Origin of the sequence: Chitinimonas sp. BJYL2, from assembly GCF_027257935.1 — a bacterium.
Lineage (GTDB): Bacteria > Pseudomonadota > Gammaproteobacteria > Burkholderiales > Chitinimonadaceae > Chitinimonas.
In genome coordinates this window covers 864,926-880,113 of the sequence record NZ_JANZKW010000001.1, presented here as the reverse complement: position 1 = coordinate 880,113, position 15,188 = coordinate 864,926, and the positions used below count along the sequence as shown (strand labels likewise).

At 64.8% G+C, this 15,188-nt stretch carries 13 protein-coding genes; 9 read left to right on the top strand and 4 right to left on the bottom strand.

Features of this window, described 5'->3' with window-relative positions; translation table 11 throughout:
- Window positions 1-3: 3 nt before the first annotated feature.
- Both O9X62_RS04155 and O9X62_RS04150 read right to left on the bottom strand, forming a co-directional pair.
- Window positions 4-702 (bottom strand): N-acetylmannosamine-6-phosphate 2-epimerase, encoded by a 699-nt coding sequence (locus tag O9X62_RS04155; RefSeq protein WP_269531501.1) that lies wholly within the window; start codon window positions 700-702, stop codon window positions 4-6.
- Window positions 702-1,454 (bottom strand): GntR family transcriptional regulator, encoded by a 753-nt coding sequence (locus O9X62_RS04150; protein WP_269531500.1) that lies wholly within the window; start codon window positions 1,452-1,454, stop codon window positions 702-704. The genes O9X62_RS04155 and O9X62_RS04150 overlap by 1 nt, the downstream gene beginning before the upstream one ends.
- Before the next feature lie 190 nt (window positions 1,455-1,644).
- On the opposite strand from O9X62_RS04150, the gene O9X62_RS04145 reads away from it, so the two are divergent.
- From O9X62_RS04145 to O9X62_RS04105, 9 genes are read left to right on the top strand one after another with little or no spacing between them, the layout of a single operon-like run.
- The gene (locus O9X62_RS04145; protein WP_269531499.1) at window positions 1,645-2,901 is read left to right on the top strand and encodes a sugar ABC transporter substrate-binding protein; all 1,257 of its coding nucleotides are present in this window, start codon (window positions 1,645-1,647) and stop codon (window positions 2,899-2,901) included.
- Window positions 2,901-3,803, top strand: coding sequence for an ROK family protein (locus tag O9X62_RS04140; protein ID WP_269531498.1), 903 nt, complete (start codon window positions 2,901-2,903; stop codon window positions 3,801-3,803). The genes O9X62_RS04145 and O9X62_RS04140 overlap by 1 nt, the downstream gene beginning before the upstream one ends.
- Window positions 3,794-4,657 (top strand): carbohydrate ABC transporter permease, encoded by an 864-nt coding sequence (locus tag O9X62_RS04135; RefSeq protein ID WP_269531497.1) that lies wholly within the window; start codon window positions 3,794-3,796, stop codon window positions 4,655-4,657. Before O9X62_RS04140 ends, O9X62_RS04135 begins: the two co-directional genes overlap by 10 nt.
- A gap of 5 nt (window positions 4,658-4,662) precedes the next feature.
- The gene (locus O9X62_RS04130; protein WP_269531496.1) at window positions 4,663-5,523 is read left to right on the top strand and encodes a carbohydrate ABC transporter permease; all 861 of its coding nucleotides are present in this window, start codon (window positions 4,663-4,665) and stop codon (window positions 5,521-5,523) included.
- Window positions 5,520-8,054, top strand: a complete 2,535-nt coding sequence (locus O9X62_RS04125; RefSeq protein ID WP_269531495.1) for a hypothetical protein — start codon at window positions 5,520-5,522, stop codon at window positions 8,052-8,054. The genes O9X62_RS04130 and O9X62_RS04125 overlap by 4 nt, the downstream gene beginning before the upstream one ends.
- A complete protein-coding gene (locus O9X62_RS04120) occupies window positions 8,051-9,535 on the top strand; it encodes a DUF4127 family protein (RefSeq protein ID WP_269531494.1) in 1,485 nt (494 codons plus the stop codon). The genes O9X62_RS04125 and O9X62_RS04120 overlap by 4 nt, the downstream gene beginning before the upstream one ends.
- The gene (locus O9X62_RS04115) at window positions 9,532-11,103 is read left to right on the top strand and encodes an FAD-dependent oxidoreductase (protein WP_269531493.1); all 1,572 of its coding nucleotides are present in this window, start codon (window positions 9,532-9,534) and stop codon (window positions 11,101-11,103) included. The genes O9X62_RS04120 and O9X62_RS04115 overlap by 4 nt, the downstream gene beginning before the upstream one ends.
- Before the next feature lie 7 nt (window positions 11,104-11,110).
- Window positions 11,111-12,184: an ABC transporter ATP-binding protein gene (locus O9X62_RS04110; RefSeq protein WP_269531492.1), complete on the top strand. Its 1,074-nt coding sequence runs from the start codon at window positions 11,111-11,113 to the stop codon at window positions 12,182-12,184.
- A gap of 1 nt (window position 12,185) precedes the next feature.
- Entirely contained in the window at window positions 12,186-12,917 is a 732-nt protein-coding gene (locus O9X62_RS04105; RefSeq protein ID WP_269531491.1) for a GDSL-type esterase/lipase family protein, read from the top strand.
- Between the two features lie 61 nt (window positions 12,918-12,978).
- On the opposite strand, the gene O9X62_RS04100 is transcribed toward O9X62_RS04105, so the two are convergent.
- Both O9X62_RS04100 and O9X62_RS04095 read right to left on the bottom strand, forming a co-directional pair.
- Complete coding sequence (locus O9X62_RS04100) at window positions 12,979-13,941, bottom strand: succinylglutamate desuccinylase/aspartoacylase family protein (RefSeq protein ID WP_269531490.1); 963 nt, start codon at window positions 13,939-13,941, stop codon at window positions 12,979-12,981.
- A gap of 168 nt (window positions 13,942-14,109) precedes the next feature.
- Window positions 14,110-15,159 carry an LD-carboxypeptidase gene (locus O9X62_RS04095; protein ID WP_269531489.1) on the bottom strand — a complete coding sequence of 350 codons (1,050 nt, stop codon included), beginning with the start codon at window positions 15,157-15,159 and terminating at the stop codon, window positions 14,110-14,112.
- Window positions 15,160-15,188: the final 29 nt, after the last annotated feature.

Genomic DNA, 15,188 nt, shown 5'->3' with positions numbered 1-15,188 from the left:
TGGTTAAGGCGTGGTGCGAGTGGGGTCGCCCAAGGCGCGGCTGAACCAGCCGGTGACGTGTTCGGTGCGGGTAATGGCCGTGCCTACGGTGACGGCCCAGGCGCCAGCAGCAATGGCATCGCGCGCTTGTTCAGGGGTGTTAAAGCGCCCTTCCGCCATGATGCGGGGCGCGTGGGAGGCCAAGGTGCGGATCAGGGCGATATCGGGCTGGTCGGGTACGGCGCCGCCGGTATAACCCGACAGGGTAGTGCCGATCACATCAAAGCCCAGTGCCACAGCGGCCAGCGCGTCGTCTTGGTTGGAACAGTCAGCCATGGCCAGACCGCGGCCCGTCCGGATGGTGCCGAGCAGTTCGGCCACCGGCACGGGGCGGACGCGCTGGGTGGCGTCCACGGCAATAATGTCTGCGCCGGCCTGCAGCAGGGCTTGCACGTCCTCGATCAGTGGGGTGATGCGCACGGGGGATTCGGCCAGATCGCGCTTGATGATGCCGATGACGGGCACCTCCACCGCCTGACGGACCAGCCGTACCCGATTGGCGCCCTCGATCCGCAAGGCGCCGGCACCGCCCGCCACGGCGGCCTGCGCCAGCCGCACCACCACTTCGTCTGCATCCATCGGGCCGTCATCAACGGGCTGGCAAGACACGACCAGTCGGCCACGGAGATGATGATCCAGTTCGTTCAGCTGCCAATCCCGCATCAGGCCACATCCTCTTCATCCGCGCGGGGTTCGGCGTGCAGGCCGGGGCGCAGTACTTCGATTTCAAAACAGTAACGATCAGCGCGATACAGGCTCTTGCCGTATTCGACGATATCGCCGTTCCCGGTGGTGACCACGCGCTCGATCAGCAAGGACGGGCTGAATGGCGCCACATCCAGCAGGCGGGCCTCGTCTTCGCTGAGCACGGTGGCCTGCATCTGCTGGCGCGCAGACACCAGCATCACGCCGCAGTCTTTTTCCAGATGGCTGTAGAGCGAACCGCTGGCAATCACGCCGGGGTCGAAGCCCGGCAGACGGTCACGCACCAGATACACAGTTTCCAGCGCCATGGGCTGGTCGTTGGCCAGGCGTAGGCGGCGGATTTCATGCAGCTGGGCGCCGGGGCTGAGCTTGAGTGTCTGCGCCAGCTTGGCGCCGGCGGCAATCAACTGGGTGCCGAGCAGCTTGCTCGATGGTGACAAGCCGCGCTCGCGCATGTCTTCCGAGAACGAAATCAGCTGGAAGGGTTTGGCTTGCGTCTGCCCGGCCAGGAAGGTGCCGGCGCCGTGCTTGCGCTGCACCACACCCTCTTCTTCCAGCTCGTCGAGCATGCGTCGCAGGGTCTCGCGCGCCACGCCGAATCGCTCGCTGAGTTCGCGCTCGGAGGGCAGGCGGCTGCCGGCAGTTTGCCGTTGTAGCAGCGCCAACAAGGCCTGCCGCAATTCACTGCGTCGTTGTGCTCGGATGGACACGGGTGTCTCCGCGGTTGGGGACCATGGGTCGATGAAAGCATTCTAGCACCGAAAACAAAAAAATAGACCAAGTGGTTTGTTTTTTTGATCGATTGCCGGTATCGTCTTGCACCATATCACCCCCAATGGCCTGTTGCCTGCACTGCGGCGGGGTGCTTGGAAGACGCGTTCAGCGATGTTCACAGAAGGCATGAAGATGATCCCGGCACGGCTGACTATCCTGCGTTGCGCCCTGGCACTGGCGATGGCCTTGCCGGGGGTGCAGGCCATGGCGGCGCGCCAGATCAGTTTCTGGACGATGCAGCTCTCGCCGACACACGACGATTATGTGCACGGGCTGATTGCCCGCTTTGAGGCGGCGCACCCAGGAGTGAAGGTCAAGTGGGTCGATGTGCCCTGGTCGGAGATGGAGCGCAAGACGCTCACGGCCATTGCCGCGCGGCGCGCCCCGGATGTGGTCAACCTCAATCCGCAGTTCGCCGCCAAGCTGGCAGAGTTCGGTGTCTTGGCCGACCCCAAGCGGTATCTGCGCGCCGACGAGATTGCGGCCTACCTGCCTTCAGGTTGGCAGGCCAACCAGCTGGGTGGGCGGCAGTTCGGCGTGCCCTGGTATCTCACCACCAATATCACGCTCTACAACCGCGAAGTGCTCGCTCAGGCCGGGGTAGCGCCACCGCGCACCCAGGATGAACTGCTGGCGGCCGCCCGGCGCATACGCAGCTCAACAGGTGGCTACGCTTACTTTCCCGCGCTCGATGGCAGCACACCGCTGGAAGTCATGGCCGCCAGCAGCCCGCTGACCACGCCGGACGGGTGCCGTGCCGGCTTCCTGAATGCACGGGGTGGCGCTGTATTCGATTACTACCGGACCCTGTACCGCGATGGCCTGGTGCCCAAGAGCGTGCTGACCGAAGGACACCGCGAGGCCGTCGCGCTGTTCATGAGTGGTCAGGTGGCGATGATTTCCACGGGTATCCAGTTTCTGGACCATATCCGCAATGCCAATCCGGGCTTGTACCCCAAGATCGGCGTTGGTCCGCAGATCGGCTCGGGCCTGAGCCGGCCAAATATCGCGGCGATGAATCTGGTGGTGCCCAGCGCCTCACGGGAGCCTGCACTGGCTTTCCGTTTTGCCCAGTTCGTCACCAATGCCGAGAACCAGAATGCGCTGGTGGCGCGCGTGCCCATCCTGCCGTCCACGGTGGCCAGCTACCAGTCCCCGGCCTTTACCAAGTCCAGCGGCGATGCCCTGCTGGATGCGGCCAAGCGGGCCTCGGTGGCGCAGGTTTTTGCCGGTACGGTGCTGGTGCCGCCCATGCGCCACTACAGCAAGTTGCAAACCAGCTATCTGCGCAATCTGCAGGCCTACATGCTGGGCAGCAAATCCCGCGACGCCGCGTTTTCTGAAATCGACCGTAGCTGGGCGCAAGCCTTGGGGTGCAAGTGATGAATCGGGTCTGTCTGGCCGCCGATCTGGGTGGCACCAAGATACGCACGGCGCTGATCGACGACACGGGCCGCGAACTGCTGGGCGATACGACGCCCACCCAGGCCAGTGCCGGCGGCGCCCGGGTACTGGATAACCTGGTGGCCGCGCTGACGGACCTGCATGCCCGTGCCGGTGCGCCTGAGCTGGCGGGGATCGGGATTTCTTCGGCCGGCGTGATCGACCGCCACACGGGCGTGGTGCTGGATGCGACCAATGCGATTCCCGGCTGGGCCGGTACGCGTATCGGCGACACGCTCCACCATCGCTTTGGCTTGCCGGTGACGGTGGAAAACGATGTCCATGCGGCCTTGCGGGGCGAGTTGTGGCGTGGCGCGGCGGCGGGTTGCGAGCAGGTCGCCATGCTGACGCTGGGCACCGGGCTGGGTGGTGCCTTGGCGATCGGGGGCGATATCGTCACCGGCAGCAGCCATCTGGCCGGCCACTTCGGGCGCCAGCAGATCTGGTCGCGCCACGGTGGCTGGATGACACTCGAATCCCTGCTCTCCGGCACCGGCCTGCAGCGTCTGCACCATTTGCATGGCGGGCAGGGTGAATCGGGTGAGGCCGTGATTGCCGCCGTGCAGGCTGGCGAGGGCGCGGCCATGCAGGCACTGGAAGAATGGCTGGATCTGCTCGCCGCCCAGATCACCAATCTGCACTGGACCTACAACCCCGCCCGCATCGTGCTGGGCGGCGGCTTGATCCGGGTGGACTGGGTCTGGTGGCCCGGGCTGAGCCTGCGTCTCAAGGCCGATGGCATCCCGGTGAACGTCGTGCCTGCCAAGCTGGGCAACGATGCGGGCGTGATCGGTGCGGCCTGCCGGCTGTGGGCACATCTGGAGTCCCCGTCATGCGCCTGAGTCATCCGCTGCTGCCCTATCTGTTCCTGATACCGGCCTGTGCCATTTTGGGCCTGTTCGTGCTGTATCCGGCCGGCAAAGCCATCTGGCTCAGCTTTACCGATTTCAACCTGATCACGTCATCGCACTTTGTCGGCTGGGACAACTATGTGCGCCTGTGGGCCGACCCGTTTTTCTGGGGCGCCTTGCGCAATACCTTGCTCTATCTGCTGGTGGCGGTGCCGATGCTGGTGATCCTGCCGATCTTTCTCGCCCTGCTGGTCAACAAGGCCCTGCCCGGCATTCGCCTGTTCCGTGCTCTGATCTACCTGCCGGTCGTCACCTCGCTGGTGATCAGCGGTCTGGTGTGGAAGTGGGTCTACGAGGAGCGTGGCATCCTCAATCACTTTCTGCTCGCCACTGGCCTCACCGATAACCCCGTGGCCTTCCTCACCGATCCGGCCAATGCCTTGTTCAGCGTGATGGCGGTGACCATCTGGGCCGGCATGGGTTACTACATGGTGATTTACCTCGCCGGCCTGCAGGCAATTCCGCGCCATCTTTACGAGGCGGCCGAGGTGGAAGGGGTGAGCCGCTGGCAGCAAACCCTGCATATCACCCTGCCCATGCTCAAGCCCTCGGTGGCCGTGGTCACGGTCATGTCCTCGATCGCCGCCATGAAGGTCTTCGAGGAAGTGTATGTGATGACGCGCGGCGGCCCGCTGGACAGCAGCAAGACGCTGGTGTTCTACCTCTATGAGTCCGCCTTTGTGGAGTTCGAGATGGGCTATGCCGCCGCGATCGGCGTGGTGCTGTTCGCGGTGACCCTGATCCTCTCGCTGGTGAACCTGCGCCTGTTGAAGCAGGAAGGCTGATACCGATGACCCTGCCCCGCTGGACCCCTGCCCAGAAGCGCCGCCGTGATCTGCTCGATGCGGCCTTGCGCTATGCCGGTCTGCTGCTGGTCACCCTGCTGACCATCGGCCCTTTCCTGTGGCTGCTGAGCACCTCGCTCAAGTCTGGCAGCGAGAACCTGTTTGCCTATCCGCCTAGCCTGCTGCCGGCCGAACCCACGCTCAGCAACTATGCGCGGGTATTCGAGGGTCAGCCCATGCTGCGTTATCTGGCTAACAGCCTGATCGTGGCGGTGCTGGCAGTCAGCTCGAACCTGATCTTTGCTTCGCTGGCGGCCTACCCGCTGGCAAGGATGCGCTTTCGCGGCCGCCGCTGGGTGTTCGGGGTCCTGCTGGCCTCGATGATGATTCCATTCCAGTTGCTGATGATCCCGGTCTACGAGCTGGCGATTGCCCTGGGACTGCAGAATTCCTATCTGGGTCTGGTGGTGCCGCATGCCTGCACGGCTTTCGGCATTTTCTTCATGCGTCAGGCCTTCAGCACCATTCCGGCCGCGCTGGAAGAAGCGGCCATCATGGAGGGCGTCTCGCGGCTGCGCATCTGGTGGCATGTGCTGCTGCCCCTGTCCAAGCCCTCGCTCGCGACGCTTGCGGTGTTCAGCTTCATTGCGGTCTGGGGGGACTTCCTTTGGCCGCTGATCCTGATTGATGACCCGCAGCTCTATACCTTGCCGCTGGGTGTCAACCGGCTGGCCAGCGCGTTTTCCATGGACTGGCGACTGGTTGCCGCCGGTGCGGTGTTTTCGCTGATCCCGATCCTGATCGTCTTCGGTTTCAGCCAGCGCTTTTTCATTGAAGGCGCACTCAAGGGAGCCGTCAAAGGATGAGCACGTATCAGGTGGGGGTCGTGGTCCAGACCCATTGGGATCGCGAGTGGTATTTCTCGCATCAGCGCTTCATGGCCCGCTTGCTGGCGGTGATGGAAACCGTGGCCGGCCAGCTGGAGCGTGGCGAGCTGCAGTATTTCTTGTTCGACGGCCAGACCGCCGCGCTGGAAGACCTGCTGCGCGAGGCCGAGCCTGCGCTGGCGCAGCGGGTCCGTGCCCTGGCGGCAGCCGGCAAGTTGCAGCTTGGCCCCTGGTATGTGATGGCGGATGGCTTTCTGGCCCACGGTGAAGCGCTGCTGCGCAATCTGGAGCTGGGCTTGCAGGATGCGCGCGCGGCAGGCAGCAGCGCCTTTGTGGGTTATCTGCCGGATACCTTTGGGCACCCGTCGCAGATGCCGCAGCTCCTGCGTCATATGGGGCTGGACAGTGCCGTGTTATGGCGCGGGCTCGATCATCCGCATTCGGAACTCGACTGGGCCGCACCCGATGGCAGCGTCGTGCCGACCTTGTATCTCACCCAGGGCTACTATCAGCATCCGCTCAATGTGGCGGACTGGGAGGGCGCGCTGCAGCGCTATCTCGATCAGATCCGCCCGCGTGCCCTTACCCCGCACCTGCTGCTGACCCAAGGCGGCGATCATCTGCTGCCGGTGGAAGGCATAGCGGAAAGAATCGCCCGCTGGAACGCACAGCACCCGGATTGCCCCTTGATCGAAACCAGCTTGCCCGAGCAGGTTGCCCGTACGCTGGCAGCGAGCGAGGGGCGGCGCGGAACCGTACGGGGCGAGTTGCGCGCCAATATCGCGCCCTATGCCTTTGTGCTGCCGGATGTGTTGTCGACCCGCCGTTACCTCAAGCGCCTCAACCAGCAGGCGGAAGACCGGCTACTGGGCGAGATCGAGCCGCTGTGGGCCGCCTTGACCGTGGCGGCCTGGCCGGCACGTTATCTGGAGCACAGCTGGCGATTGCTGATCCAGCAGCAAGCCCATGATTCGATCTGCGGCTGTAGCGTGGACAGCGTGCACGACGAGATGCTGACCCGCTACGCCCAGCTCGATGAACGCCTCGATGCCTTGCGCGATCAGGCCCTGAGTGCGGGCGGGCTGATTGCCCTGCGCCAGCATGAAGCGCATCCGGGCGGGGTGTTTGCCGATGACAGCCGCCTGACCTTCTTCAACCCCCTGCCCCAGGCGCGGCGTGAAACCGTGCTGATCAGCGTGTTTCTGGCCGGTACCGCCCATGCAGGGCTCACCCTGCGCAGCCCCTGTGGTGAGGCCATGCCGACCGCGCTGCTCGATTGCATGCCGGCGCGGGTGTTCCGCTCGCCACTGGACGATTTTCCCGATGTGGTCGAAGGCCATCGCTACACGCTGGCTGTGCCGCTGGCACTGGACGGACTGGCCACATCCGCCTGTACCGTCGAACCGGCAGAGGGCGCGGCCAGCCCGCCGATGACGCCGGGCGTGATCGCCAATGGCCACGTCCGTATCGCACTCGATGCCGACGGCCGCCTGCACTGGCAGGACCTGCGCCTCGGCGATGCACCGCTTGCGCTGTGCCTGCTGAGCGAGCTGGATGCGGGCGACAGCTACAACTACGCCCCCCCGCCACAGCAACATGCCGTGTTGCATGAACGCTTTACCCTGGAATCGCAGCACCATGCCGGGCTGGTGCAGGAACTGGTGCTGGCGTTCAGCATGACGGTTCCGGCCGGGCTCGATGCGGATCGTCAAGGCGCCAGCGCCGAGCAAGTCAGCAATACCGGCACCCTGCGCCTGCGCCTGATCGGCGACAGTGCCGAGGTCGATGTCCAGCTGGTCTGGACCAATCGCGCCAAGGATCAGCGCACGCGGCTATTGCTGCCCTTGCCCGCCGAGACACCCGGCAGCTGGGCCGACAGCGCATTTGACTGGACCTGGCGCCCGCTGCGCCGTGCTTGCTACCCGGCCAGCCCGAGCAAGCAGGAAATGCCGGTGGCCGTAAATCCCAGCAACAGCGCAGTATTGGCGGCGGACCGCTATGTGCTGCACCGCGGTTTGCAGGAGTTCGAGCTGCTGGAACACGCCGGTCGGGCCTGGCTGGGCCTTACGCTGGTGCGCAGTGTGGGCTGGTTGTCACGCCGGGATCTGGTGACCCGTGGCGTGGGTGCCGGCCCCGATATGGCCACGCCGGGCGCCCAGTGCCTCGGCGAGGACCATGCCGACTTCCGCCTGGGCCGCCTCTTGCCCGGCGAAGCCGCCCATGCCGTGCTGACCCGGGCGCAGGCTTTCCGCCGACCGGTGCTCACCCTGCGCGGCCATGGCACCCAATGGGGTGCGCCGCTGGATATCGCCAACCCCACGGTACAGATCAGCGCACTGCGCCGCGTGGGCGATGTCCGCGAGCTGCGGATCTGGAATCCGACCGATACGGTGCAGGATTTCCAGTTGCCTGCAGGCTGGACCCGTGTGAACGGTCTGGGTCAGGCCATGCCTGAGCAGATACGCCAGCTGGCACCGCGCCAGCTGCAAACCTGGCGAGTGAAATCATGAATCCCCGTATTGTTGCTTTGCCGGTCGATGGTCGTCCGGTCGTCCGGGAGCAGGTGCAATGGCTGGTCGACGCAGCCGGCTGGCAGCTACGCACGCCTCCGGTGGCGGCGCTGGGTCATCTGCGTACGCCGGCAGATCGGCGCCTCCTCAGCGACTGGCTGATCGACGAGGCCGAGCAGGCCGAGGGCTTCGTGATCTCGCTCGACATGCTGTGCTACGGCGGCTTGGTACCCTCGCGCTTCATCGAAGACAGCTTCGAGGACCTGGTGCAGTGGCTGGCCGTGCTGTTCGAAATCCGCCAGCGTTACCCGGCCAAGCCCATCTACGCTTTTGCCGCGACCATGCGGCTCTCCAACAACAATGTGAACGAGGAAGAGAAGCTGTATTGGCGCGAGCATGGCGAAACCATCTGGCGCTGGTCATTTCATCGGGATCGCTTTGAACAGCTGGGTCAGCCCGACGACGAGCGCGTCGCCGAAGCGGCCGAGGCCGCCATTCCTGCCGCCATCCGCCAGGACTACCTGCTCACCCGTACCCGCAACTACGCCCTCACCAAATTGGCGCTGGAGATGGTCGAGCACGGCGTGATCGACCGGCTGATCCTGCCGCAGGACGATACGGCCGAGTACGGTTTCAACATTGCCGAGCGGCGCCAGTTGCAGGCGGCCGTCAGCGAGCGTGGCTTGGCGGACCGGGTAGCCATCTATCCCGGCGCTGATGAAGTCATCCATACCCTGTGCGCCCATCTGCACGGACGCTTGAGTGGAACGCCGGCACTGCGTGTGTATCTGCATCCCAGCGATCCCGCCCATATCGTTCATCTGCATGCGCTGTATGAGGATCGGCCGGTTCTCGAATCCGTGAGTGGCCAGATTGCGGCGGTGGGCGGCGAGATCGTGACGGACGTTGCGCAAGCCGACCTGATACTCGCCGTGCACACCCAGGGTACGGCCCAGGGAGACTGGGCCATGCGCAAACCCTTGGCGCATGCGCCGGGGGTGGCTGTGCACTGGTACGCGCAACTGCTGCGCTGGCATGAGGAAGGCAAGCGGATTGCTGTCGCGGATCTGGCCTATGCCAATGGCGGTGACCCGCTGATGATCAACGCACTGGCCGAAGCGCTACCGCTGAATTGTCTGGCGGGCTACAGCGGCTGGAATACCGCCGGCAATACGCTGGGGGGCTTGCTGGCGCAGTGTGCCCTGTGCCGCTCGCCAGACAGCAGTGCCAATCGCCATAACCTGGCGCTGCGCCTGTTGGAAGACCTGTTGTATCAGGCGGTGCTGCGCCAGACCTTTCGTATCGGGGTTGATGAATCCCAACTGGATGCCGAGGCGCGGCGGGTGCGGATTGCCGATCTGTTCATGCCCTTTGCCGAGGCCTTTGCACAGCACCACCAGCTTGGCTACCGGGTGTGTGATGTGTATCTGCCCTGGGATCGCAGTTTTGAAATCGGACTGCGACTGGAGGCGACGGCATGATCGAGTTGCAGACCGATATTGCCGTGATTGGCGGTAGCCTTGGCGGCGTGATGGCCGCCTGGCAAGCCTGCCGCGCCGGCCGTTATGTGGTGCTGACCCATGAGCACGACTGGCTGGGTGGCCAGCTTACTGCCCAGGGTGTGCCGCCGGATGAACACAGCCTGATCGAAACCGCGGGTGCTAGCGCGAGTTACCGCGCTTTCCGCGCCGCCATGCGGCAACACTATCTGGACCAGCCGGATTTCGTGGATCGCACCGAGATGACCGAGGGGACCAATCCCGGCGATGGCTGGGTCAGCCGCCTCTGCATCGAACCACGGGTTGCCGCGAGCTATTTGCAAGCCTTGCTGCAACCCTTTGTGGACCGCGGTCTGCTACGCATCATCCGTACCGCTGCGGTGGTCAGCGCCTGGCGCCAGGAGCGCCGTGTCGAGGGCGTGGTGGTGCGGGCTGCCAGCGGCGTGGTCTCGATCCGCGCGCGTTACGTGATTGATGCCACCGATACCGGCGAGGTGATTGCGCTGGCGGGCCTGCCTTACCGTCTGGGTAAGGAAGCCCAGTCCGATTTCGGTGAGGCTGATGCCCCCGCGCTGGCCCAGACGGCTGATCAGCAGCCGGTCACACAGGTACTGGCGCTGCGCCGCGAGGCGTCGGCAGGCCCGCTGATGGCCAAGCCGGAGGCCTATGACTTCTGGTGCCGCTACCTCTTGCCGCACTATGGGTATCCGCTCTTCAGCAACCGCATTCCGGGCAGTGGTCGCGGCAGCTCGATTGCCCTGCCCTGGTTCGGTGAGGGACAGACACTGGACCTGTGGCGCTATCGTCGCGTGGTGAGTGCGCGGAACTGGCGCACGCCACGCGCCGAGGTCTCGCTGATCAACTGGGCGCAGAATGATTATGCCTTGCAGCCTTTGCTGGATGGCGGCCTGCCCGAGGCGGAGGTGGTAGCCCACGCCCGTCAGCTCTCGCTGAGCTTTGCCTACTGGTTGCAGACGGCGGCGCCGCGCCCTGACGGCGGTACCGGCTATCCCGAGCTGCAGCTGGCCGGCGATGTGCTGGGCACGTCCGATGGTCTGGCACAGCAGGTCTACGTACGCGAATCACGGCGTATTGTGGGTCTGGATTGCCTGAACCAGACCGACATCGCCTACGACGGCGGCTTGCTGACCCCGGTGAACCGCCCCGACAGTGTCGGCACTGTCTGGTACAACATCGATATCCATCCCACCTGCGTATCCGGCCACGGTACCAATGCACGGGCACGGCCCTTCACGCTGCCGCTGGGCAGTTTCATCCCGGCCCAGTGCGACAACCTCATTCCAGCCTGCAAGAACATCAGCGTCAGCCATCTGGTCAATGCCGCAACCCGCGTACACCCGGCGGAGTGGCTCATCGGCGAGGTCGCCGGCCTGCTGGCGGTCCACGCGCTCGACAGCGGACTCCAGCCGGCCTTGATCCACGCAAGCGACGCACGCCGAGCCGAATTCCAGTCCTGCCTTACCGCTGCCGGCATTCCGCTGGCCTGGGATGCGGCGCAGGTCGCCACCCGCACTGCCTCGACACACTGAAACCACCATGGCCTCTCTCTCCCTTCAAGGCGTCGTCAAGACCTTCGGCAGCACCACCACCATCCATGGCGTAGACCTGCATGTTCATGATGGCGAGTTCATCGTGTTTGTCGGTCCCTCGGGCTGTGGCAAGTCCACATTGCTGCGCATGATTGCGGGTCTGGAGGACATCAGCGCCGGCACGCTGACCATGGATGGTCAGGACCTGACCCACGCACCGCCCTCGGCCCGCCAGGTCGCCATGGTGTTCCAGTCCTACGCGCTGTACCCGCACATGACCGTGCGTGACAACCTGACTTTCGGCATGCGCATGCGTGGCGAACCCAAGGCCGAGATCGCCAGCAAGCTGGATCGCGCAGTCCGCATCCTGCGCCTGGAGGCCTATCTGGATCGCAAACCCGGCGAACTCTCGGGCGGGCAATGCCAGCGCGTGGCGATCGGCCGTGCACTGGTGCAGAACCCCGGCCTGTTCCTGTTCGACGAGCCGCTATCGAATCTGGATGCCGAATTGCGCCTGCGCATGCGGGTCGAAATCGCCGCCCTGCATCGGGAACTGGGCACCACCATGATCTATGTGACCCATGATCAGGTCGAGGCCATGACGCTGGCTGACCGCATCGTGGTCCTGCGTGATGGCCGGATCGAGCAGGTGGGTGCGCCCATGGACCTGTATCGCCAGCCTGCCAACGCTTTTGTCGCCGGCTTTATCGGCTCGCCCGCCATGAACTTCCTGCCCGCGAGCTGGCAAGCCGCGCCAGCACAGGTACAGCTTGGCGATGGTACGACCCTAGGCTTTACGCCGCTGGCCACCGTGCAGGGCAGTGGTCAGGGGCAGCTCGGCATCCGTCCCGAGCATTTGCAACGCGATCCGGAGGGCCCTCTGGTCGTGACCGTGGAGATGGTAGAGCGGCTGGGCGCACTCAACTATGCCTATGCCCGTCTTGGTAATAGCGCCCTCTGCTTTGCGCTGGCGGATAGCGATGTCGTCACCGCCGGCGATACCGTGCGCTTATCCGCGCGGCCTGGCTGTGTCTATGTGTTTGACGACGCGGGCCAGACGCTCTCGGACCATGCGGCCTGATATGAGCCGCGTCCGATGCCGGCTGCTGCAATGCCTGTGTTCCCTGCTGATGGTACTGATGATGCCTACCCATGCCGCACCCCTGCCCGACGCCCTGAATCCGGTCGCCCAAACGGCAGACTGGACCGCAAGCTGGTGGCAGTCTCGCCATGAAGCCAAACTCGCCGAGGTGCGTACCCGGCCGCCCGTGCGCGTCGTGATGCTGGGTGACTCGCTGACCCACGAGTGGGAACGCGACCACCCGGCCAGCTGGCAGCAGCACATGGCCCCATTGGGCACCTTGAATCTGGGCTTTGCGGGAGATCGCACCGAGCACCTGCTGTGGCGCATCCAGCAAGGCACGCTGGACGGGCTGCGGCCCGAGTGGGTGGTGTTGCTGATCGGCACCAACAATGCCGGCTTGCGCCGCGATCCCCCGACGCTGATGCATCAGGCGATCGCCGCGCTATTGCAGCAGATACAGCAAAGACTGCCCGACGCACGGATCGTGCTGATGGCCATTCCCCCGCGCGGCGCCACGCCCGAAGACCCTTTGCGCCAGCACAATCACGCCGTGAATGCCGCCCTGCGCCCCCTTGCCGATGGCCAGCGGATAGTCTGGCTGGATATTGCGCCGCAGATGCTGGAGCCCGGTGGCCATACCGGTGCAGCCTACCTGCCCGACAGCATTCACTTTTCTGCCGAAGGGTATGCGCGCTGGGCCCGTGTGTTGTTGCCCCTGCTCGCACGCTGAACCGCAGGCAGAAAAGAAAACGGCCCGTTGACGGGCCGTTTTTCATGAGCGAACGCAGGGTTCAGGCATCGAAACGTGCGTTGTGCTGCGCCAGATAGAACCACTCCTCGCCCGCGCCAGCCTTGGCATTCGGGAACACGATGCGTCCATCGCACTCGGCCTTGACCACCTCGCCATTGGCGCGTGTGCCGATCACTTCACCGGCGCTGACCGCATCGAAGCTGGTCCAGGGTTTGGCGAAGGTGTCGGCGGCGTCGAGTTTGTCGATCACCGTAAACAGGTGCAGTGCTTCCACCTCGCGGGCCGGGGCCGGGTCGGCCTCAGCCACCAGACCCAGATGGGCCAGGGTGTTGCGGATGGCGCGGTAGGCTACTTCGGGGGCGTGCGGATCGTTGTGCTGGCCGCATTCCAGGGTAATCGACCAGCCACCCTGCGAGCGCATGTACTCGGTGGTGCCGACGCCATACTTGGCGTCGGCCAGCAGCAGATCCTTGCGGCTGGCGTTGTTGCCGAGTCGCGCCAGACGTCGCTCCACACCGCCTGCGTAGGTTGCCAGCCAGCCATCCACGATGCGGTCCACACCTAGTCGCAGTGCCAGTGCTTCTTCCTTGGCCGCATGGCTAAAGGGTTCGAGCGGACCCGTATTGTCCAGCGGGCCGATCATGGCAAAGGCCTTGCCCTGAGCCTGGAAGGAATGCAGGTCCAGCAGCACTTCATGCTCGGCCAGCAAGGGGCAGAGCCAGTTGGCGATCTGATCCTCGAACTCGTTGATGTCCTTGGTCGGGCTGAGGTTACGGTTGAGGTTGCGGTCCCCGGCGCGCTGCTGCTTTTCGTAGGCCAACGGGTTGGTGATGGGCACGAAGGTAACGCGACCCTGGGCCAGCGCTACCTGGCCGGACTCCAGTTCCTCGATGACGCGCAGGATGCCCTTGGTTCCCGCCAGCTCGTTGCCGTGAACGGCGCCCAGCACGATCAGGCGCGGGCCGGGTTGGGGGCTGGCGTAAGTGATGGACTTGAAATGCATGGCAGTGATCGCGGCAGGCAGGGGTGGAGAGGCGCGCAGTATAAACCCCGCACCGACCCATATCGATCCCGACGTAGGGTGCAATCAGCCCAGCGCATTGCACCGTGGCGCGCCGGGTAGCAAAGACGGTTCGGTGCAATGCGGCCCTGGGCCTTTTGCACCCTGCGCTCAGCGTACTGCCGGGCTCAACATCGCCAGCGTGCCGGCATCGGCGTCGATCTCGACTGGCAGGCCTACGGGCAGGGCGAACTTGGGTTTGATGTGGCCGATCATGGCGCCGCTGTAGACGGGGATACCGAGGTCCTTGAAGTATTCATCGAACACTTCATCCAGCGTCAGTGTGCCGTAACCGCCCTCGCCGGGGCCGCAGTCGGTGAACTGGCCCAGTGCCACGCCGGCCAGCGATTTGAATGCCCCGGCCAGACGCAGGTGCGCGAGCATGCGGTCGATGCGGTAAATCTCTTCGTTGATGTCTTCGAGAAACAGCACGGCCCCCTTGAAATCGGGCTGCATCGGCGTGCCCATCAGCGTGGTCAGCACGGTGAGGTTGCCGCCGACTAGCTTGCCGCGCGCCTTGCCGCCGCGCAGGGTCTGCACGCGGTACTGGGTTTGCACCAGACCCCCGCTGAGTTCAGCGGGATTGCGGAAGGTGGCGGCCTCGGCGTTCATCAGCACGCGGCGTACCGAATCGACGCTGATGGTGTTCCATTCCGAACCGGCGACCGGGCCATGGAAGGTGATCAGGCCGGTTTGCTGGTGGATGGCATTGAGCAGGGCAGTGATGTCGCTGAAGCCCATCAGCACCTTGGGGTGACGGCGGATGGCGGCGTAGTCGATACGGTCGAGCAGGCGCGTCGCACCCGAGCCGCCGGTCATGGCAAGGATGCCGTGGACCTCGGGGTCGGCAAACATGGCGTTGATATCGCCGACGCGTTCGGTATCGGTGCCGCCGAACTGGCCATAGCGGCTGCGCAGATGGGGCGCTTCCTTGACCTTGAAACCCAGCGCCTGCAGCGATTCGATGGCGACCGTCAGCGGTTCGCGCCGGTAGGTGGCATTGGACGGGCTGATCAGGCCGAGGGTGTCGCCGGCCTTGAGTCGCGGCGGCAGCAGTAGGCCGCTGGTGTGTTGGGCGGCATGGCTGGCGGCGGGCAGTGCAGCGGCACCGGCGGCGAGGGCGATCTGCTGGAGGAAGCGGCGGCGGGGGCTATGGTCCATATCGGGCTCTGTTCTTTGCTGGTGTAGAC

Coding starts and splice junctions, on each gene's coding strand:
- O9X62_RS04140 (WP_269531498.1), top strand. CDS start 2,901: ATGAATCGGGTCTGTCTGGCCGCCGATCTGGGTGGCACCAAGATACGC.
- O9X62_RS04125 (WP_269531495.1), top strand. CDS start 5,520: ATGAGCACGTATCAGGTGGGGGTCGTGGTCCAGACCCATTGGGATCGC.
- O9X62_RS04155 (WP_269531501.1), bottom strand. CDS start 702: ATGCGGGATTGGCAGCTGAACGAACTGGATCATCATCTCCGTGGCCGA.
- O9X62_RS04135 (WP_269531497.1), top strand. CDS start 3,794: ATGCGCCTGAGTCATCCGCTGCTGCCCTATCTGTTCCTGATACCGGCC.
- O9X62_RS04095 (WP_269531489.1), bottom strand. CDS start 15,159: ATGGACCATAGCCCCCGCCGCCGCTTCCTCCAGCAGATCGCCCTCGCC.
- O9X62_RS04120 (WP_269531494.1), top strand. CDS start 8,051: ATGAATCCCCGTATTGTTGCTTTGCCGGTCGATGGTCGTCCGGTCGTC.
- O9X62_RS04145 (WP_269531499.1), top strand. CDS start 1,645: ATGAAGATGATCCCGGCACGGCTGACTATCCTGCGTTGCGCCCTGGCA.
- O9X62_RS04110 (WP_269531492.1), top strand. CDS start 11,111: ATGGCCTCTCTCTCCCTTCAAGGCGTCGTCAAGACCTTCGGCAGCACC.
- O9X62_RS04100 (WP_269531490.1), bottom strand. CDS start 13,941: ATGCATTTCAAGTCCATCACTTACGCCAGCCCCCAACCCGGCCCGCGC.
- O9X62_RS04105 (WP_269531491.1), top strand. CDS start 12,186: ATGAGCCGCGTCCGATGCCGGCTGCTGCAATGCCTGTGTTCCCTGCTG.
- O9X62_RS04115 (WP_269531493.1), top strand. CDS start 9,532: ATGATCGAGTTGCAGACCGATATTGCCGTGATTGGCGGTAGCCTTGGC.
- O9X62_RS04130 (WP_269531496.1), top strand. CDS start 4,663: ATGACCCTGCCCCGCTGGACCCCTGCCCAGAAGCGCCGCCGTGATCTG.